Here is a 19,372-nt window from a genome sequence, read left to right on the forward strand (position 1 = left end):
TTGTCTCTCCCACGCCGCGATAGCGGCGCGAAAGGCGTTCTAGCGCTCCACGATGGCGACGACGCCCTGGCCGCCCGCGGCACAGATGGAGACGAGGGCGCGACCGCCGCCGTTCTCCGCCAGCATCTTCGCGGTGGAGGCGATGATGCGACCGCCGGTGGCGGCGAACGGGTGGCCCGCGGCCAGCGAGGAGCCGTTGACGTTCAGCTTGCTGCGGTCGATGGACCCCAGCGCGCCGTCCAGGCCGAGGCGCTCCTTGCAGTACTGGTCCGACTCCCAGCACTGCAGGGTGGCGAGCACGACGGAGGCGAAGGCCTCGTGGATCTCGTAGTAGTCGAAGTCCTGCAGTGTCAGGCCATTTCGGGCCAGCATGCGCGGCACGGCGTAGGTCGGGGCCATCAGCAGACCGTCCGGCCCGTGGATGTAATCGACGGCGGCGACCTCGGAGTCGACCAGGTAGGCCAGCGGCGAGAGGTTGCGCGAAGCGGCCCACTCATCGCTGGACAGCAGCACGGTCGAGGCACCATCGGTGAGCGGAGTCGAGTTGCCCGCGGTCATGGTGGCATCGCCCAGCTTCACACCGAAGACCGGCTTCAGCGTCGACAGCTTCTCGATGGTCGAGCCGGGACGCAGGTTGTCGTCGCGGGTCAGCCCGAGGAACGGGGTGATCAGGTCATCGAAGAAGCCACGGTCGTAAGCGGCGGCCATGTTCTTGTGCGACAGGTAGGCCAGCTCGTCCTGCGCCGCACGCGCGACACCGAATTCCTTGGCGGTGACGGCGGCGTGCTCGCCCATCGAAAGTCCGGTGCGCGGTTCGGCATTGCGCGGGATCTCGATGCCGACCATGGACGGGCGCAGGCGGCCGACCAGCTTGGCGTAGTCCTTGTTGTTCCTGGCGCGGTTGGCGTCGAGCATCCACTCGCGCATCGACTCGCTGACCCCGATGGGCGCGTCCGAGGTGGTGTCCGTACCGCCGCCGATGCCGGCTTCGAAGCGGCCCAACGCGATTCCGTCGGCCACGGTCTGAATGGCCTGCAAACCGGTGCCGCAGGCGAGCTGCAGATCGTGCGCCGGGGTGTACGGAGACAGGGTGGAGCCGAGCACGCTCTCGCGGATCATGCCGTGCTCGCCGACGCGCTTGAGGACGGCGCCGCCGACGACCATTCCGAGGCGTTCGCCCTGCAGCCCGAAGCGGCTGACCAGCCCGTTCAGTGCGGCGGTGAACATGTCCTGGTTGGAGGCGTGCGCGTACTTGCCGTCGGACCGGGCGAACGGAATCCGGTTGCCGCCGAGGATTGCGACAGGCTTGGCCTGCTTGGCGGTCTTGGCCGCGGGCTTCGCCGAACGGGCTTTGGTGGTCACTCGAGTCTCCAGTGTCTCGTCGGGTGGATTTCCGTACTCGCACGGTCCCGCGGGACCTGCGCTGGTCGGTTTACATTAAACTTACTCTGGAGTAAGTTCATTTGTCGACACCGTACCCCGCGAAGGCGTGCAATACCGCCCTCGGGGCCTGGACAAGAGAAGGTAGGAACTGTGGCAGCCAGCAAGAGCAAGGGCGCTCCCAACCTGTACGGATCTTTCATTCACTCCGCGCCGGGCGCGTTCCTGGCGAGCAAGCTCGGCCTGCCGCAGCCGGAGAACCTGCGCCGCTACGTCGCCGGTCAGCCGCCGCTCGCGGGCCCGGTACTGCTGGGCGGCAAGGGCCGCGTCGCCGACGCCGCCCGGAACCTGCTGTCGGACTATACCTTCGCCGATGCGGTCACCCCGGGCACCAAGCTCGGCGCGCTCGTCTTCGATGCCACCGGCATTCGAACCATCGAGGAACTGCAGCAGCTGTTCGACTTCTTCCAGCCCGCCATGCGCAGCCTCGCCGCGTCCGGCCGCGTGCTGGTCATCGGCACCACCCCGGAGCTGACCGCGAGCGTCGACGAGCAGATCGCCCAGCGCGCCCTCGAAGGCTTCAGTCGTTCGGTCGCCAAGGAGCTGCTGCGCGGCGCCACCGGCAACCTGGTGTACCTGCACCCCGAGGCCGCCGCCACCGCCACCGGCCTGGAATCGACTCTGCGCTTCATCCTTTCGGGCAAGTCGGCCTTCGTCGACGGCCAGGTGTTCCGCGTCGGCAAGGACGACTCCACCGCCCCGGCCAGCTGGGACAAGCCCCTCGCGGGCAAGGTCGCCGTGGTCACCGGTGCGGCCCGCGGCATCGGCGCGACCATCGCCGAGGTGTTCGCCCGGGACGGCGCCACCGTGATCGTCGCCGATATCCCGGCCGCCGGTGAAGCGCTGTCGCAGACCGCCAACAAGGTCGGCGCGACCGCACTCGCCCTGGATGTCACCGCGGCCGATGCCGCGGTGAAGCTGGCCGAGTTCGCCACCAAGCGTTTCGGCGGCATCGACATCATCGTGCACAACGCCGGTATCACCCGCGACAAGCTGCTCGCGAATATGGACGAGGGCCGCTGGAACTCGGTCATCAATGTGAATCTCGCTGCGCCGCACCGTATTACCGAGGGTCTCGTCGCTGCGGGTGCGCTCAAGACCGGTGGCCGCGTCGTCGACGTGTCCTCAATCGCCGGTATCGCGGGCAACCGTGGCCAGACCAACTACGGCGCGTCCAAGGCCGGTGTCATCGGCATGGTGAACGCCGAGGCCCCGAAGCTGGCCGAAAAGGGCATCACCATCAACGCGGTCGCGCCGGGCTTCATCGAAACCGCCATGACCGCCGCGATTCCGCTCACCACCCGCGAGGCCGGTCGCCTGATGAGCTCGCTGCTGCAGGGCGGTCAGACCGTCGACGTCGCCGAGACCATCGCCTACTTCGCCTCGCCGGCGTCGAACGCGGTGAGCGGCAATATCGTTCGCGTCTGCGGCCAGAGCCTGATCGGAGCATGATGAGCCGGACCATCACGCTCGGCGAGGTGCCGAAGAACACCAGCCTGTTCGTCAAGGCCGCGCTCGGCGCGGTGCCGATTCTGGGACTCTCCAATCGACCGTCGAAGCTGCCGGACCGCACCGTGCGGCTCGAAGGCTTCAAGGTCGACCCGGACCACCTGGCCGCGTACTGCCACGCCACCGGAGTGCGGTTCGGTGACGCACTGCCGCTGACCTACCCGTTCGTGCTCAGCTTCCCGCTCGCCATGCAACTCGTTGTGGCACGCGACTTTCCGTTCGTGGCGGTCGGTGCGGTGCACGCGGAGAACGTCATCGAGCGCACCCGCGAGATCTCGGTATCCGAACCGCTCGATTTCGAGACCCACATCGAGAACCTGCGCGAGCATCCCAAGGGCCTGCTCGTGGACGCGATCACCGAGGTGAGTGTCGGCCGGGAACTGGTGTGGCGTCAGATCACCACCTTCCTGCACCAGCAGCGCACCTCGCTGTCCGGTGGACCCAAGCCCGAGCCCAAGCCGGACGAGGTGCCACCGCCGCCGTTCCGCACGCTGCGGGTCGATCAGAAGATGATCAACCGGTATGCCGCGGCATCCGGTGACCACAATCCGATCCACACTTCGGCGTTGGGCGCCAAGGCTTTCGGGTTCCCGAGGCCGATCGCGCACGGAATGTGGTCCGCCGCAAATATTCTCGGCAATATCGAGGGTCGCATCCCCGAAAAGACCACCTACGCGGTGAAATTCGGTAAGCCGATCTTCCTGCCTTCGACGGTCAACGTCTACACCGACAAGGTCGCGGGCGGCTGGGATCTGGCCCTGAAGAACCCCAAGCAGGGCTACCCGCACCTCACCGCCACCCTCCGCTGATTCGACGGCCACCGGTACACCCGTGCCGGTGGCGCATCGAAGCCATACCGCCGCAATCGGTGTGGCAAGTTGGAGACAGTTCAACCGAAGACCCGGGGTCGCCTCGCTCCGGTGGTTTCCGAACCACCACAGCGCCCACCTGCCACAGGTAAGGTCGGGCCGCCGACAGCGATCGGCCCCATGGGGCGGGGCGAGAGCCGCGCACCGATTCGACACCGTATGTCGCCACGCAGGGGTTTCGACATCCGGACACGAATCGGTGTGCGGCTCTTATGGTTCCGAGCTCAGCAGCTGCAATCGCAGCAGCCGCAGTCACAATCGCCACAGTCGCAGCTACAGCAATTCGTGCAGTCGCAGCAGTCGCCACAGTCGCAGCAATCCCGTTTGAGCCAGGACTCCTTGCGCTCGCCACTGCACGGGCGGGTGTGATCGGAGCAGCAGGCGTACCCGGTGCAGTACTGGGTCACGCCGATCCCGATGCCCTCCCAGAAGCCGGGGCGCCGGGTGGGAGTTTGCGGCGGCTCGACTCCGAATACCGCCTGCGGGCCGATCGCTGTGTGCGGGCCGCCACCCGTCATCCCGGCGCGCTTCTGGCCGGGATCTACAGCGGCAGTGTGGATCCCGGCCAAAAACATGCCGGGATGACGAGGGGATTGCCAGGCATGCCATGCTGCCGGTTCAGCGGATTCGGCGCTGGGTCGAGTGCCGCACGCGTGTGTGGTGCAGGTGTGGATTGTTCCGGCGGCCTTGCCCAGCTTGCGGACCACGGCGTTGAGCGGATCGAGCAGCATCCAGCGAATGGACGCGTTGCGTTCGAGCCCGACTCGGGTCAGCGCCGCCTTCAAGAGCGAATTCGATTCGCGCAGTAGGGCATGCGCGTCGGCGGTGCCGGTGCCGGTGGCGGTCAGGGGGTTGAAGCGGCCTGCTTCGCGGTCTTCGTCGATGTCCTCGAGGGCGTCTGCCAGGTGGGCGATGCGCCCGAAGTGCCAGCCCGCTTCCCGTAGCGCGTCGGTGTTTTCCGGTCGTCCGGCGAGAACCGCGGTGTGCGCGAACAATTCCGAGGCGCACAGCTGTGTCGGCCAGGTCAGTTCGTCCAGCGATTCGAGCGAACCGGAGACGGCCGCGCGCTCCCGCCGCGGCTGGGATTCGATTGCGGCGATGAGTGGTTCGATATCCAGGCCGATCGGCGCGGCCGCCGCGCGGGCTCCGGTATGCCAGCGGTTGGCGACCCTCGTCATCGGGAGCCGGCCGGCACGGCGGGTGTCGCCGTCGTCGATGTGATCGCGAATCCTGGCCGCGCCCAACAGGAGTGAGGCGGTGGCGGCCAACCGAACGCCGGGTGAGTCGGCGGCCGCGACGCTCGCCTTGCGCATGCCGCGCAGCGGGCAGGGACCGGCCTCGGTGCGGACGGCGGTGTGCGGCTGCTGCGCCTCGGTGAGGATGCCGAGCACGAGAGCATCGGTATTGGTTGCGGCGCGGGCGAGTTGGCCGTGGCCGTCGCGCAGGCCGAGGCATAGCCCGCACAGCTGGGTTTGCCAGCTGGTCGCCGCCATGCCGTATTTCGCGGCGCTGTGCGCGCACGGTTTCAGCATTCCGAACAAGGCGTCCCCATTCCCCGGCCGCGCAACCGGCCGTCCCACAACACAATTCGACCGAACTGTGGCAGGTCGCGGGGCGACTGGCAAGCCGGGCAGTGCGCTCGGCATGCGGGGTACACGATCCGGCGGTCAGGCCGGTTCGGTCTCCTTCTTCTTGCCGGACAGACCGCGCCAGGCGAGATCGTCCAGCAGGTTCACCGCTTCGGCCATATCGACGGTACCGCTGGCGACCCGATCGGCGATGGCCTCGCCCGCGCCGATCACCGCCACCGACACCACCTCGAAGTTGGTGCCGGGTTCGGCGTACTTGGCGCTGGATTCGAGCAGCTTCGCGGTGAGCTCGATGACCCGGTCCCGGCTGTTGGAGATCTCCGAGGCGAAGGGTTGCTGGCCGAGTGCCTGCCGGTACAGCACCTGCCAGGACAGCCGGTTCTGATCGACATAGGAGAGGAATGCCTCCAGGCCCGCCCGCAACTGCTCGTGCGGGGTGAGCTTGGGGTTGCCTGCCACCGCGACGGCTTCGATGAAGCGCATGCTCTCGCGGTGGATGCAGGCGCGGAACAATTCGTCCTTGGAGCCGTAGTACAGGTAGAGCATGGGTTTGGAGATCTTCGCCTCGGCGGCGATGGCGTCCATGGAGGTGTCGTGATAACCCTTGCGTGAGAACACTTCCACCGCCGCGTCGAGCATCTGTTGCTCGCGTACCGCGCGGGGAAGTCGTTTCGTTCCGCCTGCCATCCATACTCCTAGGACATATCGAAGCCCCTATCTTACTCCAAGGTAAGTTCCGCTAGTGCGAATTGCCGGTGATTCGCCATCGGGCGTCAGCAGTGTGGAGCGGTGCCCTTGTACTTTGCCATCCTAAGTACCGATGCATCCACTTGGCTGCCCGGTAGGCGGTCGGCCCGCACCGCCTGCTCCAGTCGATCCAGCACCTGCGGCACCGCGTCGGTGGTGATCCACAGGGCATTGTCGGCCCCCGCGACCAGGGCGGCTTCCACCGCGTCCTCGATACTCATGCGCGCGGTAATGGCCGCCATACCGCCCAGATCATCGGTGAAGATCACGCCGTCGAACGGAGCCGCGTCATAGCCCGTGCCATTGCGCAGCAGGGCCATCGCCTCTTTGCTGATGCTGGCGGGCTTACCCGGTTCGGTCAATCCCGGCACATCCAGATGCCCGACCATGACCGCTGAACCCGAGTCGATGAGCCTGCGATACGGCACCAGATCCGAGGTCTGCAATTGTTCCAGCGGCGGAGTCCTCACCGCACCGGTGTGCGAATCGCCCGAACCGGAGCCGTGGCCCGGGAAATGCTTCATGACGGTGCCGATACCGGCATTGTGCGCCGCGCGAATGTAGGCATCGGCGTACTGCACCACCACATTCGGATCATCGGAGAAGGAACGGTCGCCGATCACCGAATCATCGGGCTGGCTGCTCACATCCACGTCCGGTGCGAAATCCACTGTGACGCCGTAGGACTTCAGCTGCTGCGCTCGGTCCAGGCTGAAGGTGTAGAACTCGTCCGCGCTCATCTGGCTCACGGTCGCGCGCGCCGACGGTGCGGGACCGATGAGGTCCTTGGCTCGCGAAACCCGGCCGCCCTCTTCGTCGATGGTGACCATGAGCGGAGTGCGCGAGGCCGACTGCACCTTGTCGATCTGATGCTGGGCCAGCATCGCCTTATCGGTCCAGCTGCCGACGAAGATGCCGCCGATCTGCTCGGTCTTCACCACATTCTCGGCATCGGCTTCACCCGTCACACCGACGGTGAGCAATTGCGCCAGCTTCTGCCGCTGGGTGAACTGCGACAGGTACCCGGCCGCGCAATCCTGTTGCACCGGAGTCGTTGTCGGCGGAACGGTGCTGCTCGGTACCGGTTCGCTGCTGCTCGGTGCCGATTCATTCGTGCCGCTGCTGCCCGAACACGCGGTCAGCACAACGGCGGACATTGCCAGGACGATCCCGGGGACTAGGCGCATGTATCCGACGGTAGCTGTCCGCACCCGCCGAGCCCACTCACACACCCCGCCGCCGCGCCGCTACTTCGGTAGCTCATGGTGGCCGCCGAAGGCCTGGCGCATGGCCGAGAGCGCCTTGTCGGCGTAGCGGGATTCGCCGCGCGAGGCGAAACGCTGGAACAGGGCGGCCGCCAGGACGGGTGTCGGGACGCCCTCGTCGATGGCGGCGTCGACGGTCCAGCGGCCCTCGCCGGAGTCGGAGACATTGCCGCCGAAGGAATCCAGATTCGGGTCGGCGTAGAGCGCCGCGGCGGTGAGGTCGAGCAGCCAGGACGCCACCACCGAACCGCGCCGCCACACCTCGGTGACCTCGGGGATGTCGATGTCGTATCGGTAGAACTCCGGATTCTCCAGCGGTGTGATCTCGGCCGAATGCTCGGTGTCCTGCTTCTTGCCGACATTCGCCTTGTGCAGGATGTTCATCCCCTCGGAATACGCTGCCATGGCGCCGTACTCGATGCCGTTGTGCACCATCTTCACGAAATGTCCCGCCCCCGCCGGGCCGCAGTGCAGGTAGCCCTGTTCGGCGGTGGAGGGTGTCCCGGTGCGGCCGGGCGTGCGGGGTGCGGCTTCGACGCCGGGTGCGATGGACTCGAGCAGGGGTTCGATATGCGAGACCTGCGCGGCCTCACCACCGATCATCAGGCAGAAGCCGCGCTCCAGACCGAATACGCCGCCGGAGGTTCCGATATCCAGGTAGTGGATACCCTTGGGCTGCAGGGCTTTCGACCGCTTGATGTCCTCGTGGTAGCGGCTGTTACCGCCGTCGATGACGATATCGCCGGGTTCGAGCAGTTCGGCCAGCTGGTCGATGACCGCGCCGGTCGCGCCCGCCGGAATCATCACCCACACCACGCGCGGGGTCTCCAGCATGGTGATGAACTTGGGCAGATCGGTGGTGCCGGAGAAGCTGTCGCCGAGCTCGGCGCCGAGTTCGTCGATATGCGGGCTGTGTCGTTCGAAGCCGACGGCGGTATGCCCGTTCCTGACGATGCGGCGCACGATATTGGCGCCCATCCGGCCTAGACCGATCATTCCGAGCTGCATGGCATCTCCTCGAGTCGTCCCGAACCACGGGCGGCCCCGGGTTCTGTGTGACTGTTCCCGCGCGATCGTCCCAATTGTCCCAGTTGTGCCCCCCGGAAGATTTTTCCGGGCTCGCGGGCGTGGCGTGTAACGCCGTCGAGCGGGTATCGATAGACGGGGTGGCTCCGTGCTGTTGCCAGACCCCCGACCCGGCAACCGCACGGAGCCGTCTTTATGTCCGAACCGCACATTGCGCAAGAGTTGCTGTGCGCCTGGAAGACCCCGTGTATCGGCGCTGCCCACTATGGTGGGCGATGGACTCGCAGGTGCGGGTCGGCAGTCAACCATTTGGGAGGATGGTTCGTGACCAGCGGAAGTCCCGGGCGGCATGCGCGTGCGCGGCAGGACCCGGTGGAACCACCGGCCCCAGGAAGACAGTTCCTGAACTCGGCCGCAGCCCGCCGGGCCGGGATCGCGGCGGGTGTGCTGCTGGCCGCGAGCGGTCTGGCTTTCGTGGTGGATTGGTCGCTGTCGGCCGGACAGGTACCGCGCGGGGTGCAGGTAGCGGGCATCGATATCAGCGGATTGCAGCGTTCCCAGGCCCAGACCCGGCTCGAGCTCGAATTGAATCAGCGTGCCGCACAACCCCTCACGGTCGAGATCGGTGATGTGCGAGCCGATCTGGTGCCGCGCGACGCGGGCCTGTCGGTGGATTGGGACGGCACCTGGGATCGCATCGGCGGTCAGCCGGTGAACCCGTTCACCCGGGTGTGGTCGGTCTTCGGCACCCGGGAGGTAGAACCCGCCGTCTTCGTCGACGACGCCGCCATGACCAGACAACTCGATGCCCTGCGCACGCACGACCGGCAGCCCGTCGAGGGCGGGGTGGTCTTCGACCAGGGCAGACCCGTGCCGGTGCGGCCGGTGCCGGGCCGCGTACTCGATGTACCCGCCGCGCGGGCCGCGCTCTCCGAACACTGGGCCGACGGTTCGGTGTTGGATCTGCCCGCCGCCGAGACGCAGGCCACGGTGAGCGCCGCCGCGGTGGACAAGGCGCTGCGTGAGATCGCGCAGCCCGCGGTGCGTGCTCCCGTCACCTTCACCGGTAAGGGCGGCAATGCCACGCTCGATCCGGTACCGCTCGCCGGTGCGCTCTCGTTCCATCCGAACGAACAAGGCGCACTGGAACTCTCGTACAACCGGGAGGCGCTGATCGCGGCGCTGGAACCGCAGTTGAAGCCCACGGTCGTGGAGCCCAAGGATGCCGGCTTCAACCTGTCGGGCGGCCGCGCGACGGTGGTGCCCGCGGTGGTGGGCGACACCATCAACTGGGACAAGACGTTCGAAGGTCTTCCCGCCCTGCTGGTTTCACCCGGGGACAGATCCAAAGCCGTTGTGTACGAACAGGTGCAACCCAAGCTGACCACCGCCGACGCCGAGAAGTTCGGTGTGGTGCAGTCGATCGGCTCGTTCACCACCAGTGGTTTCAGTGGTCCTTCGGGCGTGAATATCCGCACGGTCGCGCGCAAGGTGGACGGTGCGGTGATCCGTCCGGGAGATACCTTCTCGCTCAACGACTTCACCGGTACCCGCGGGGTCGAACAGGGCTATGTCGAGTCCGGCATCATCGATCACGGTCGTCCCAGCACCGCGGTCGGCGGCGGTATCAGCCAGTTCGCGACCACGCTCTACAACGCCGCCTACTTCGCCGGTATGGAGGATGTGGACCATACCGAGCACAGCTACTACATCTCGCGCTACCCCGCCGCCCGCGAGGCCACGGTCTTCGACGGCGCGATCGACCTGAAGTTCCGCAACAACACCCCGTACGGCGTCTATATCGAAACCGCCGCAGGCGATTCCGAGGTGACGGTGCGCCTGTGGAGTACCAAAACCGTCGAGGTCGAATCCATCGCGGGTGAGCGCACCAAACCGACGGAGCCGAATACCGTCACCCTCCCCAAGGGCAAGAACTGCATCGCCTCCGACGGCGCACCGGGTTTCACCACCTCGGATACCCGCATCATCCGAGATGCCAAGTCCGGCAAGGAAACCTACCGCCACACCCGCACGGTCAAATACGACCCCATCCCGATCGTGAAGTGCGAGTGAACTGAGTTCGAACAGCGGGCGGCCGATCGGTGATCGGCCGCCCGTTCGCCTATCCACACCGAGATCCGTTCGCGGACAGGGTTATCCACAATCGGTGGATAACCCTTGGGATGGCTGTGGATAACTCTCTCTTGTCACCTTGGCGGTCACCGCTCGTTATCCCGGCGGTCAGCCCCTCGCCATCCCGCGCACAGAGGGCCGCCACCCTATCCCCTACACAGCAGTGTGCCCCCGGGATATTTCCCGGGGGCACACTATGTTTCACTATCGAGCGGCGCGCTCAGCTCAGAACGCGGCCTCGTCCAGCTCCATGATGTCGTTGTCCAGGTTCGACAGGATGGCGCGGGTGGCGGTCAGCTCCGGCAGCACGTTGCGCGCGAAGAACTGCGCGGTCGCGATCTTGCCGGTGTAGAACGCCTCGGTGGAGCCGTTGTCCAGGGCCTTGATGGCGATCTCGGCGTGGTGCAGCAGTTGCCAGCCGATGAACAGGTCGCCGACGGCCATCAGGAAGCGGACCGAACCCAGGCCGACCTTGTACAGCTCCTTCGGGTCCTGCTGGGCGGCCATCAGGTGCCCGGTCAGGGTGGCGGCCATACCCTGCACATCCTCGAGGGCGGTGGCGAGCAGCTTGCGCTCGGCCTTGAGGCGGCCGTTGCCACCCTCGCGCTCGATGAACTGCTGCACCTGCCCGGCCACATGGGCCAGGGCGACACCGCGGTCGCGGGCGATCTTGCGGAAGAAGAAGTCCTGCGCCTGGATGGCGGTGGTGCCCTCGTACAGCGAGTCGATCTTGGCGTCGCGGATGTACTGCTCGATCGGGTAGTCCTGCAGGAAGCCGGAGCCGCCGAAGGTCTGCAGCGAATCGGTCAGGTACTGGTAGGCGCGCTCGGAGCCGACACCCTTGACGATCGGCAGCAGCAGATCGTTGACGCGGAAGGCGACATCCTTGTCCGCACCCGAAACCAGCTGTGCCACATCCTCGTTCTGGTGCGCGGCGGTGTACAGGTAGATGGCGCGCAGGCCCTCGGCGTACGCCTTCTGCATGGCCAGCGAGCGGCGCACGTCCGGGTGGTGGGTGATGGTGACGCGGGGCGCGGCCTTGTCGGTCATCTGGGTCAGGTCGGCACCCTGCACGCGGATCTTGGCGTACTCCAGTGCGTTCAGGTAACCGGTCGACAGGGTGGCGATGGCCTTGGTGCCCACCATCATTCGAGCGTTCTCGATGACGTCGAACATCTGCGCGATACCGTTGTGGACCTCGCCGACGAGCCAGCCCTTGGCGGGAACGCCGTGGCCGCCGAAGGTGACCTCACAGGTGGCCGAAACCTTGATGCCCATCTTGTGCTCGACGTTGGTCACGAAGACGCCGTTGCGGTCGCCCAGGGTCTCGGTCTCGAAGTCGAAGTGGAACTTCGGTACGTAGAACAGGGACAGGCCCTTGGTGCCCGGTCCGGCGCCCTCGGGGCGAGCCAGCACCAGGTGCATGATGTTCTCGAACAGGTCGTCGGAGTCGCCCGAGGTGATGAAGCGCTTGACGCCCTCGATGTGCCAGGTGCCGTCTTCCTGCTTGACGGCCTTGGTGCGGCCCGCGCCGACATCCGAACCGGCGTCCGGCTCGGTGAGGACCATGGTGGCGCCCCAGTTGCGGTCGGCGATGATCTGAGCCCACTTCTTCTGCTCATCGGTGCCGTTGTTGTAGAAGACCTGCGCGAAACCCGCACCGGCGGCGTACATCTGGGCCGGCGGGTTGGCGCCGAGGACCATTTCGCTGAGCGCCCAGTTCAGGACGGAGGGGGCGCCGAGGCCACCCAGCTCCTCGCGCACGCCGACCTTGGCCCAGCCGCCGTCCTCGAGGGCACGGTAGGACTTCTTGAAGGATTCGGGGAGAGTGACCGTGTGGGTCTCGGGATCGAAGGTCGGCGGGTTGCGGTCACCGTCGACGAAGGAGTCTGCCAGCGGGCCCTCGGCGAGGCGGCGGACCTCGTTCAGCATTTCCTTGGCGGTCTCGGTGTCGAGGTCGCCGTAGGCGCCGCCGTCCAGCAGCGAACCGAGGCCGAGCACCTCGAAGAGGTTGAACTCGAGGTCGCGAACGTTGCTCTTGTAGTGACCCATGGTCGTACTCACTCTCCATTGAGATGGGTGCGGTTCGGTTGATTGCCGTTCCCGCCCGTTGGTCCACCGGGTAGACACCGTAAAACTGCGCTACTGACGGGTAACTTAATCGCCATGTTACCCACCGGTAAGGGGCTCGCCAAGGTAGGCGAGCCCAATGTGATGAGAAGCACCCGCGCCGCTCGGCGTCCGCTTACCCGCCGGGTCGGAGGCGACCCCGTAACCGCAGCTACCTCACGGTTTCGCTGTCCCGGACGGTGAGTCCGACAGCGCGCGGAACGGTGCGATGGACGGGTAACTCCGAACGATCGCGACCTGTGGTCTGAGACGGTTACGGCCGCGATCCGGGCCGGTGTGCCGCGCGGGTCCGGGGCGGCCGGGTGGTTAGCGTGTGGTGTGCGCATCGAAACGAGTGCCGGGCCGGCCGAGGTCGAGATCGCGCGGCCGAAACGGAGGCCGCCCGCCTTCCTGCTGGTGCTGACGCACGGATCCGGTGGGGGCGTCGACGCGAAAGATCTGCTCGCCGTACGCGATTCGGCATTGGAACTGGGTGGTGCCGTCGTGCTGGTGACCCAGCCCTATCGGGTGGCGGGCCGCCGGGCGCCGGGCAAGGCCGAGATTCAAGATGCCGCCTGGCTGGAAATCATTGCGGCACTGCGCAAGAAGTTCCGCGGCGTCCCCCTGATCCAGGGCGGCCGCAGCAATGGAGCCCGCGTCGCCTGCCGCACCGCGCCGCAAGCGAAGGCCAGAGGTGTTGTCGCACTGTCATTCCCGCTGCACCCACCCGGCAAGCCGGAGAAGTCCCGCCGCGACGAACTGCTCGCGGTCGGCGATATCCCCGTGGTGGTCGTCAACGGTGCCCGCGATCCCTTCGGCATCCCCGACCCCGCCGACGCGACCGAAGTAAAAGTGATTGCGGGGCAGGCGCATTCCTACCGTACGGGCTTCGAGGAAATCGCCGCCACCATCACCCCATGGTTACTTCGCTGGGCACCGAACTGACCTGGCCGGACAGTGCCCCGAACTGAACTGGCCCGGCAATATCCCGAACTGAGCTTGCCCCCTCGTCATCCCGGCGTGCTTTTGGCCGGGATCCACAACCCGAGCGGCGTCTAACCGTCCAGCGATTCGGCCGCTTCGAGAGCGGGCCCCTCCTCCAACGGAATCGGCTTGGTAGCGACCACCAGCGCATCGATGGCGTCGCGTTCCTCGGTCGGCCGCTGGATCCGGTCCGCGACCCGAATGGTCAGTTCCTCGCCCGCCGGGCCGAGGTCCGCGACGATATCGTTCGCGGTGAACAGCAGCTCCGGATCCTGTTCCCCGCCATAGCCTTCGGTGAGATTGAGGCTGTCGTGGCCGAGCACCAGCAGGGTGCCGCCGGGGGAGAGCATCTCGGCGGCCCGCAGCAGCAACGCGCGGCGCGCGGCGGCGGGCAGGTGGACGTAGGCCATGAGAACCAATTCGTATGGTCCGGTGAGCCCGGCGGCGTCGAGGGCGGTCACATCGGCCGTATGCCAGTGGATCCGCCCGCGCACCGAGCGTGACAGTCGTGAGGCCACCGTGCGCCCCTTGTCGATCCCCACCTGTGAGTAGTCCACGGCATCCACCTGCCACCCGTGCGTGGCCAGCCACAGCGCGTTGCGCCCCTCACCGCAGCCGAGGTCGAGCACCCGCGGCAACTCCGGTCGCGGCTCGCCGACCCCGGCCCCGGTCAGCGGCAGCCGCCGCTCCAGCCCGAACACCTGCTCGACCACGGTGTCGTTCGGCGGTGCGCCCCACACCAATTCCGTGTGGGCGTAATGCTCGTCCCAAGCCTCCGCGTCCATGCGTCCGAGTCTAGAAGCTGCCCGGATACCCGAATCGCCCGCGAACCACCGTTGTGCACAGGCCGAGTGTGGCTACCTCCCACACACAATGCCCGCGAAACATCACTGTGCGCGGGCCGAGTGCGGCTACCTCCCCATACACAACGGCCGCGAACACGCTTGCGTGTTCGCGGCCGAGTTTTCGAGCTGGACCCTCCCTACAGGGTGGTGTGCATGAGGATCACGTTGTACTGGCTGTGCACGGTGGTGAGGAAGTAGAGGTCACGACCGGTTTGGTACGGGAAGATCGCCGGCGCGTAGGCGGTGGGGAGTTCGCGCGTATCGATCAGCACCTCGGGTCCGCTCCACGGGCCTTCGGGGCTGGGCGAGCGATACATGACGACCGAGTTCCACGGGTCCGTGGTGAGCATGATGTATTGCCCGAGGTAGTCGTTCCACTGCACCGACATTTCGGAGACGCCGCCGCCGATGACCGGGGTGGCCCCGTCGACGTCGCCGCGCTTCCACTTGTCGCCGCACCAGTATTCGTAGGCTCCGAGGTCGCCGATCGCGCCCTCGGGTACGCGCGCCACATACGCCGGATTGTTGCGACCCGACGCGGTGCCGTACTCGTAGACGAAGCCGCCGTTCTTGACGAAGGCGTTCATCTGGAAGTTCCCATTGCCGCCGTCGTCGGCGCGACGGGTGGCGGGCAGTTCGACCCAGTTCTCGCCATTGTCACCGGAGACGGCGAGCCCGGAGTAGTTGGTGGTCCACTGCCCGACATCGTCCCAGCTCTTGACCGACATGAGGCTCATGAACTGGGTGCCGCCGACCGAGATGGCGGCGGTGGGGATGCGGCTGATCTCCAGGAACGGGATCTTGGGGCTGGGGATGAGGTCGCGCGCCTGGCCGAAGATATCGCGCACGACACTGTCGAAGTAGATGCCGTTGGCGGGGTTCTGGGTATGTGAGCGGACCAGGATATTGGAGCGCCAGGCCCAGGTGCTGCCGACCAGGAGGTTGGGGAATCCGAGTCCGGCGGTGTCACCGAAGGTGGTGAGCATTTCGCCGTTGCCGTTGTCCCACATGATGCCGAGGTCGGTGCCGAGCACGTTGTAGGACTGTGTGTTGTTGGGGCTCTGCATACCGGTGACCTGAAAGACCGCTTGGGTGCGGCCGGGAAGCTGGGGCAGCCCATTGGTGCCGTTGAGCACCGGAATCGGATTGATCGCGTTGGGGTTGGCTGCTGCCGGGCCGGTCACGGTAAGGAGCAAGGCCGTGGCACCTGCTACGACGGACAGCAGCAGGGGAGCGGACTTGTTCAATGCGTGGTCCTCCGGTTCTCGCCGATCATGCGCGACCACACGGTATGTGACGGGCCGCACAATGCGTTCGACTCGCTGGCAAAGTGTGAAAATGCTAACAGCGGAACTGGGGCTTGCGGGACAGCTGGTCGTCATTGTTTGCCGTGAATTGGCTTACATCATCTGTATTTCTATCATCGATCAGTCGCTGATCAGCGCAAATGCCTTTGCCGGGCGAGTCGCTGAATAGCTACCGTAGCGGCTCCGGCAACTTCCGCCGCGCCGCGCCCCACTACTCGGATTTCGCCCCCTTGCCGAGGGCCTGTCGAATGATCAGCGGGAGCTGGGTGGCGCGCTCCACGGCGAGGGTGCGGCGCATCGAGGCCTGCCAGGTGCGGTCGAAGAGTTGTTTGGCGCTCGCCACCGCATGGGGTGAGCGGGTGGCGATGCGGTCGGCGAGTTTCTCGGCGGCGGCCAGCGGGTCGGCGCTCACCTCGGTGACCAGGCCGATGCGTGCGGCGTAGGCCGCGTCCACCGGATCGGCGGTCATGGTGAGCAGCAGCGCCTTGTCGATGCCGATCAGCCGGGACAGGGTGGCCGCGCCGGTCATATCCGGGATGAGACCGTGTTTGGCCTCCATCACCGAGAATTCGGAATCCGGTGTGACGAACCGGAAGTCGGCGGCCAATGCGATCTGCAGGCCACCGCCGTAGCAGCGCCCGTGCACCACGGCGATGACCGGCTGCGGCAGTCGGCGCCAGGCCCAGCACGCTTCCTGGAACACATTGGTGCCGCTCCACGGCAGTGGAATGAAGGCGCGTGCGACATCCAGGGGATTGCTCATGGCCTGGGCGACATCCAGGCCGGAGCTGAAGCTGGGCCCGTTGCCGGAGAGGATGACCGCACGAATGTCCTTGCGCCGCGCTATCTTCCGGGCGGTGTGTGCCAGTTCGCGAAGCATGTCGATGGTGAGGCCGTTGTGCTTGTCCGGCCGGTCCAGCGCGACGTAGGCGCGATCGCCCGCGAAACTCAGGGAGACGTTGTTGCTCAAGGCTTCTCCTAACAGCGGATGGTTGTCATCCCAGCTGGTCCAGCAGGAGCCGGGAGCAGCCGGCCGGGTCGTCGTAGAACGGTGTGTGCCCGCTGCCGTGCAGCGTGACGTGCCGTGCGCCCGGCAGTACCTCGCGGGCGCGCCGGGCCTGGGTCGCGTACGTGAGCAGAATGTCACGACTGCCCCAGGCGATGGTGATCGGGATGTGCTCCAGCCGGGTGCGGTCGGGGAGCCGGAAACCGGTGAACGAGGCGAGCGCGGCATCGAAGCCGTCCGCGCCGAGCACGCCCTCGACGATGTCGACGGCGATGCGCGGATCCACGTCCCAGGGCTTGCCGAGTACCAGGCTCAGGAAGGTGGTGCGACCCGCCGCATTGCCCAGCAAGGCGGGGATGGCCGGATGCAGCACCCTGCTGAGTTGTTCGGCGCGGCCGAGCGCCTGCTGGCACCAGACGCGGCCGGGGGTGTCCCAGAATCCGATGGGGGAGTAGGCGGTGACCGAGCGGGCCAGGCCGCGCGCGGCGAGGTCGAGAATGATGCCGCCGCCCATGGAATTGCCTCCCAGATGCGGGTTTTCGATACCTTCGGCGGCGAGGAAGTCGACCAGGGCATCGGCGAGCGTGGTGACGGTGGTGTTCGGGAGCGGTTCGCTGTCGCCGAAGCCGGGCAGGTCCACCGCGATCACGTCGAACGATTCGGCGAGGGTGTCGATAATGGGTTCCCACACCTGCCAGTGGCTGCCGACGCCGTGTACGAGGACGAGCGGTTCGCCGCTGCCCGCGCGGTGGTGGTTCAACTTGGTCCTCTCGACTCCCGGCAGACTGCTTGGTGTGTTTCGACCCTAACAGTTGTTGGCCGTCGGCCAATTGAGGTTTTCGGCCCTCGAGCAGCCATCCCGCCCGGGTTGTCGGCGGTACGATAAACGGTATGGCAACCCGTAAGGTGACTCTCTCGCTCGATGAGGCGTCCTGGGCCTATGCCGAGCAGGCCGCGGCCCGCGCGGGTATGTCGCCCTCGGCCTGGATATCGCGGGCGGCGCGGCGTGAGGCGGTGCGCACCGGATGCGGTCCCGGCTTCGAGCCGATGCAGCGGGCCGTGGATGACGAGGCGGAGTTGGCCGCCGCCGAGAAGGAGCTGCGTGCGCAGGGGTGAACTCTGGGTTTATCACCCGCACGGCTCCGCTCGCGTTCGCAATATCCTGCTGATCAGCAGTGACGGCATCAATGAGTCGCCGCGCCCCTGGTTGATCGCCGCCGAGGTGATGGATGAGGATCCGCGTGACATTCTCGCGGTGCCGATTCCGGGGCACGGGTGGGTGCATGCGGGCAATCTCGGTCGTATCTACCGGGATTGGCTGGCCGAGCGCGTCGATGTCGTCGATACCGAGACGGCGGAGCGAATCGACACAGCGCTGCGCGCCGCCATGGATCTGTGAGATCGTTCCACCGGCCCAACCCATTCATTCATGAGAAGTGAGGAACCCGTGCGGATTTCCCTGATCGCCGCCGCGCTCGTCGCCGTGCCGCTACTGGCCGGCTGTGGTGGTGGCGGTGACGACAAGCCCGCGGTCACGCAGGCCGAGATCGCCAAGTCGCTGCAGGACGGTGGCCTCAAGGACGAGAAGCTGGCGAACTGCGCCGCGAAGCTCTTTGTGGACGAAGGGATTTCGCAGGACGGCCTGCGCCTCATGATCAAGAACGACGCGAAGGCGGCCACCGCCGTCGATCCGGAGTCGATGGGTTTGACCGGACCGGATATCGAGAAGGCGCGCTCGGCCACCAATAAGATCGTGAGTCAGTGCCTGAAGTAGTTCCGCGCCTGCGTTTTTGGTATTTCCCTAGCCGATCGTAAGGACCGGCGCGCACTCTCGGGTGACGGCGAACCCCCCGCCGCCCGAGAGATCTAGGAATGCCATGAGGAAATCCGCAATCGCGGTGGCGCTGCTGGCGTTGCCCCTGCTCGCCGCGTGCAGCACCGAGGACAAGACCGGCGCCCCCGCCAACCTCGTCTCGGTGACCTCCACCCCGGCCGCCGTCACCAGCACCACCGCCCCCGCACTCACCACCACCACGGCCCCCACCTCAGCCGCCATCTCCACCACCAGCGCCGTCTCCACCACCGGCACCCTGACCGCCCCCCTAATCTCGAAGTCCTTGCAGGACAAGGGCGGACTCGACACCAAGACCGCGGACTGCATCGCAGGAATCTACGTCGACGAGGGCCTCTCCCAAAGCGGCATCCAAAAGCTCATCGACCACGGCTACAACAACCCGGCAGGCATCGGCCTCACCACCGACGACCTCCGCAAGGCCGGCAAAGCCACCAAACGCATAGTCTCCGAATGCATTCGGTGACGATCGGCTCTCTCCGCCGGACATGAAAAAACCCGCTCCGAGGAGCGGGTTTCCATTCTGAGCCGATGACGGGAATCGAACCCGCGCTACCTGCTTGGGAAGCAGGAGTTCTGCCATTGAACTACATCGGCGTGCGTCTTGATGCGTTCGCGACTCTATCAGACCGGGCCCGGCGGGATGCAACTCTTTCGTCGTTCGCCCAGCTCCGTGCGTGTTCGAGGCGGT

The 19,372-nt window shown here is 66.4% G+C and carries 19 protein-coding genes and 1 tRNA gene; 9 read left to right on the forward strand and 11 right to left on the reverse strand.

Annotated features, from left to right (window positions below; genetic code table 11):
• Window positions 1–39: 39 nt before the first annotated feature.
• A complete protein-coding gene (locus GFY24_RS03505) occupies window positions 40–1,362 on the reverse strand; it encodes an acetyl-CoA C-acetyltransferase (protein WP_309230394.1) in 1,323 nt (440 codons plus the stop codon).
• Between the two features lie 171 nt (window positions 1,363–1,533).
• Between GFY24_RS03505 and GFY24_RS03510 the strand changes: the two genes are divergently transcribed.
• Window positions 1,534–2,892 carry a 3-oxoacyl-ACP reductase gene (locus GFY24_RS03510; RefSeq protein ID WP_309230395.1) on the forward strand — a complete coding sequence of 453 codons (1,359 nt, stop codon included), beginning with the start codon at window positions 1,534–1,536 and terminating at the stop codon, window positions 2,890–2,892.
• Window positions 2,892–3,758: a MaoC family dehydratase gene (locus GFY24_RS03515; RefSeq protein WP_153803573.1), complete on the forward strand. Its 867-nt coding sequence runs from the start codon at window positions 2,892–2,894 to the stop codon at window positions 3,756–3,758. The genes GFY24_RS03510 and GFY24_RS03515 overlap by 1 nt, the downstream gene beginning before the upstream one ends.
• 284 nt (window positions 3,759–4,042) lie before the next feature.
• On the opposite strand, the gene GFY24_RS03520 is transcribed toward GFY24_RS03515, so the two are convergent.
• From GFY24_RS03520 to gnd, 4 genes are all read right to left on the reverse strand, one after another.
• A complete protein-coding gene (locus tag GFY24_RS03520) occupies window positions 4,043–5,398 on the reverse strand; it encodes a DUF5685 family protein (protein ID WP_309230396.1) in 1,356 nt (451 codons plus the stop codon).
• Between the two features lie 87 nt (window positions 5,399–5,485).
• On the reverse strand, window positions 5,486–6,094 hold the full coding sequence (locus GFY24_RS03525; RefSeq protein WP_153803416.1) for a TetR/AcrR family transcriptional regulator: 609 nt from the start codon (window positions 6,092–6,094) through the stop codon (window positions 5,486–5,488).
• Between the two features lie 86 nt (window positions 6,095–6,180).
• On the reverse strand, window positions 6,181–7,341 hold the full coding sequence (locus GFY24_RS03530) for a glycoside hydrolase family 3 N-terminal domain-containing protein (RefSeq protein WP_153803417.1): 1,161 nt from the start codon (window positions 7,339–7,341) through the stop codon (window positions 6,181–6,183).
• A gap of 60 nt (window positions 7,342–7,401) precedes the next feature.
• Entirely contained in the window at window positions 7,402–8,427 is a 1,026-nt protein-coding gene (gene gnd / locus GFY24_RS03535; protein WP_153803418.1) for a phosphogluconate dehydrogenase (NAD(+)-dependent, decarboxylating), read from the reverse strand.
• Between the two features lie 342 nt (window positions 8,428–8,769).
• Between gnd and GFY24_RS03540 the strand changes: the two genes are divergently transcribed.
• Entirely contained in the window at window positions 8,770–10,518 is a 1,749-nt protein-coding gene (locus GFY24_RS03540; RefSeq protein WP_309230397.1) for a VanW family protein, read from the forward strand.
• Window positions 10,519–10,803: 285 nt separating this feature from the next.
• Here GFY24_RS03540 and GFY24_RS03545 read toward each other — a convergent pair whose 3' ends face one another.
• On the reverse strand, window positions 10,804–12,630 hold the full coding sequence (locus GFY24_RS03545; RefSeq protein ID WP_153803575.1) for an acyl-CoA dehydrogenase: 1,827 nt from the start codon (window positions 12,628–12,630) through the stop codon (window positions 10,804–10,806).
• Window positions 12,631–13,026: 396 nt separating this feature from the next.
• Between GFY24_RS03545 and GFY24_RS03550 the strand changes: the two genes are divergently transcribed.
• Window positions 13,027–13,632, forward strand: a complete 606-nt coding sequence (locus GFY24_RS03550) for an alpha/beta family hydrolase (RefSeq protein ID WP_309230398.1) — start codon at window positions 13,027–13,029, stop codon at window positions 13,630–13,632.
• Window positions 13,633–13,742: 110 nt separating this feature from the next.
• Here GFY24_RS03550 and GFY24_RS03555 read toward each other — a convergent pair whose 3' ends face one another.
• A complete protein-coding gene (locus GFY24_RS03555; protein WP_153803420.1) occupies window positions 13,743–14,456 on the reverse strand; it encodes a bifunctional 2-polyprenyl-6-hydroxyphenol methylase/3-demethylubiquinol 3-O-methyltransferase UbiG in 714 nt (237 codons plus the stop codon).
• Between the two features lie 197 nt (window positions 14,457–14,653).
• On the reverse strand, window positions 14,654–15,763 hold the full coding sequence (locus GFY24_RS03560) for a DUF4185 domain-containing protein (RefSeq protein WP_228565911.1): 1,110 nt from the start codon (window positions 15,761–15,763) through the stop codon (window positions 14,654–14,656).
• Window positions 15,764–15,854: 91 nt separating this feature from the next.
• Between GFY24_RS03560 and GFY24_RS40965 the strand changes: the two genes are divergently transcribed.
• The gene (locus GFY24_RS40965; protein ID WP_194852735.1) at window positions 15,855–15,992 is read left to right on the forward strand and encodes a hypothetical protein; all 138 of its coding nucleotides are present in this window, start codon (window positions 15,855–15,857) and stop codon (window positions 15,990–15,992) included.
• A 42-nt stretch (window positions 15,993–16,034) separates the two neighbouring features.
• Here the strand turns inward: GFY24_RS40965 and GFY24_RS03565 are convergent, their stop codons facing one another.
• Window positions 16,035–16,793 (reverse strand): crotonase/enoyl-CoA hydratase family protein, encoded by a 759-nt coding sequence (locus GFY24_RS03565; protein ID WP_153803422.1) that lies wholly within the window; start codon window positions 16,791–16,793, stop codon window positions 16,035–16,037.
• 25 nt (window positions 16,794–16,818) lie between these two features.
• Window positions 16,819–17,589, reverse strand: coding sequence for an alpha/beta fold hydrolase (locus GFY24_RS03570; RefSeq protein ID WP_153803423.1), 771 nt, complete (start codon window positions 17,587–17,589; stop codon window positions 16,819–16,821).
• A gap of 131 nt (window positions 17,590–17,720) precedes the next feature.
• Here GFY24_RS03570 and GFY24_RS03575 point away from each other — a divergent pair, with 131 nt between their 5' ends.
• From GFY24_RS03575 to GFY24_RS03590, 4 genes are all read left to right on the forward strand, one after another.
• Window positions 17,721–17,945, forward strand: coding sequence for a hypothetical protein (locus tag GFY24_RS03575; RefSeq protein WP_153803424.1), 225 nt, complete (start codon window positions 17,721–17,723; stop codon window positions 17,943–17,945).
• Window positions 17,932–18,228 (forward strand): hypothetical protein, encoded by a 297-nt coding sequence (locus GFY24_RS03580; protein ID WP_309230399.1) that lies wholly within the window; start codon window positions 17,932–17,934, stop codon window positions 18,226–18,228. The genes GFY24_RS03575 and GFY24_RS03580 overlap by 14 nt, the downstream gene beginning before the upstream one ends.
• 48 nt (window positions 18,229–18,276) lie before the next feature.
• The gene (locus GFY24_RS03585; protein WP_309230400.1) at window positions 18,277–18,603 is read left to right on the forward strand and encodes a hypothetical protein; all 327 of its coding nucleotides are present in this window, start codon (window positions 18,277–18,279) and stop codon (window positions 18,601–18,603) included.
• A 103-nt stretch (window positions 18,604–18,706) separates the two neighbouring features.
• Window positions 18,707–19,147, forward strand: coding sequence for a hypothetical protein (locus GFY24_RS03590; RefSeq protein WP_153803426.1), 441 nt, complete (start codon window positions 18,707–18,709; stop codon window positions 19,145–19,147).
• Window positions 19,148–19,207: 60 nt separating this feature from the next.
• Here GFY24_RS03590 and GFY24_RS03595 read toward each other — a convergent pair.
• Window positions 19,208–19,278 (reverse strand) — tRNA-Gly (locus tag GFY24_RS03595).
• Between the last annotated feature and the right edge of the window lie 94 nt (window positions 19,279–19,372).

The organism is Nocardia sp. SYP-A9097, assembly GCF_009649815.1.
GTDB lineage: Bacteria > Actinomycetota > Actinomycetes > Mycobacteriales > Mycobacteriaceae > Nocardia.

Bases quoted from the DNA above. Each gene is read 5' to 3' on its own strand.
- GFY24_RS03555 (WP_153803420.1), bottom strand. From the start codon at position 14,456: ATGGACGCGGAGGCTTGGGACGAGCATTACGCCCACACGGAATTGGTG.
- GFY24_RS03590 (WP_153803426.1), top strand. From the start codon at position 18,707: ATGAGGAAATCCGCAATCGCGGTGGCGCTGCTGGCGTTGCCCCTGCTC.
- GFY24_RS03545 (WP_153803575.1), bottom strand. From the start codon at position 12,630: ATGGGTCACTACAAGAGCAACGTTCGCGACCTCGAGTTCAACCTCTTC.
- GFY24_RS03525 (WP_153803416.1), bottom strand. From the start codon at position 6,094: ATGGCAGGCGGAACGAAACGACTTCCCCGCGCGGTACGCGAGCAACAG.
- GFY24_RS03515 (WP_153803573.1), top strand. From the start codon at position 2,892: ATGAGCCGGACCATCACGCTCGGCGAGGTGCCGAAGAACACCAGCCTG.
- gnd (WP_153803418.1), bottom strand. From the start codon at position 8,427: ATGCAGCTCGGAATGATCGGTCTAGGCCGGATGGGCGCCAATATCGTG.
- GFY24_RS03530 (WP_153803417.1), bottom strand. From the start codon at position 7,341: ATGCGCCTAGTCCCCGGGATCGTCCTGGCAATGTCCGCCGTTGTGCTG.
- GFY24_RS40965 (WP_194852735.1), top strand. From the start codon at position 15,855: ATGCTAACAGCGGAACTGGGGCTTGCGGGACAGCTGGTCGTCATTGTT.
- GFY24_RS03575 (WP_153803424.1), top strand. From the start codon at position 17,721: ATGGCAACCCGTAAGGTGACTCTCTCGCTCGATGAGGCGTCCTGGGCC.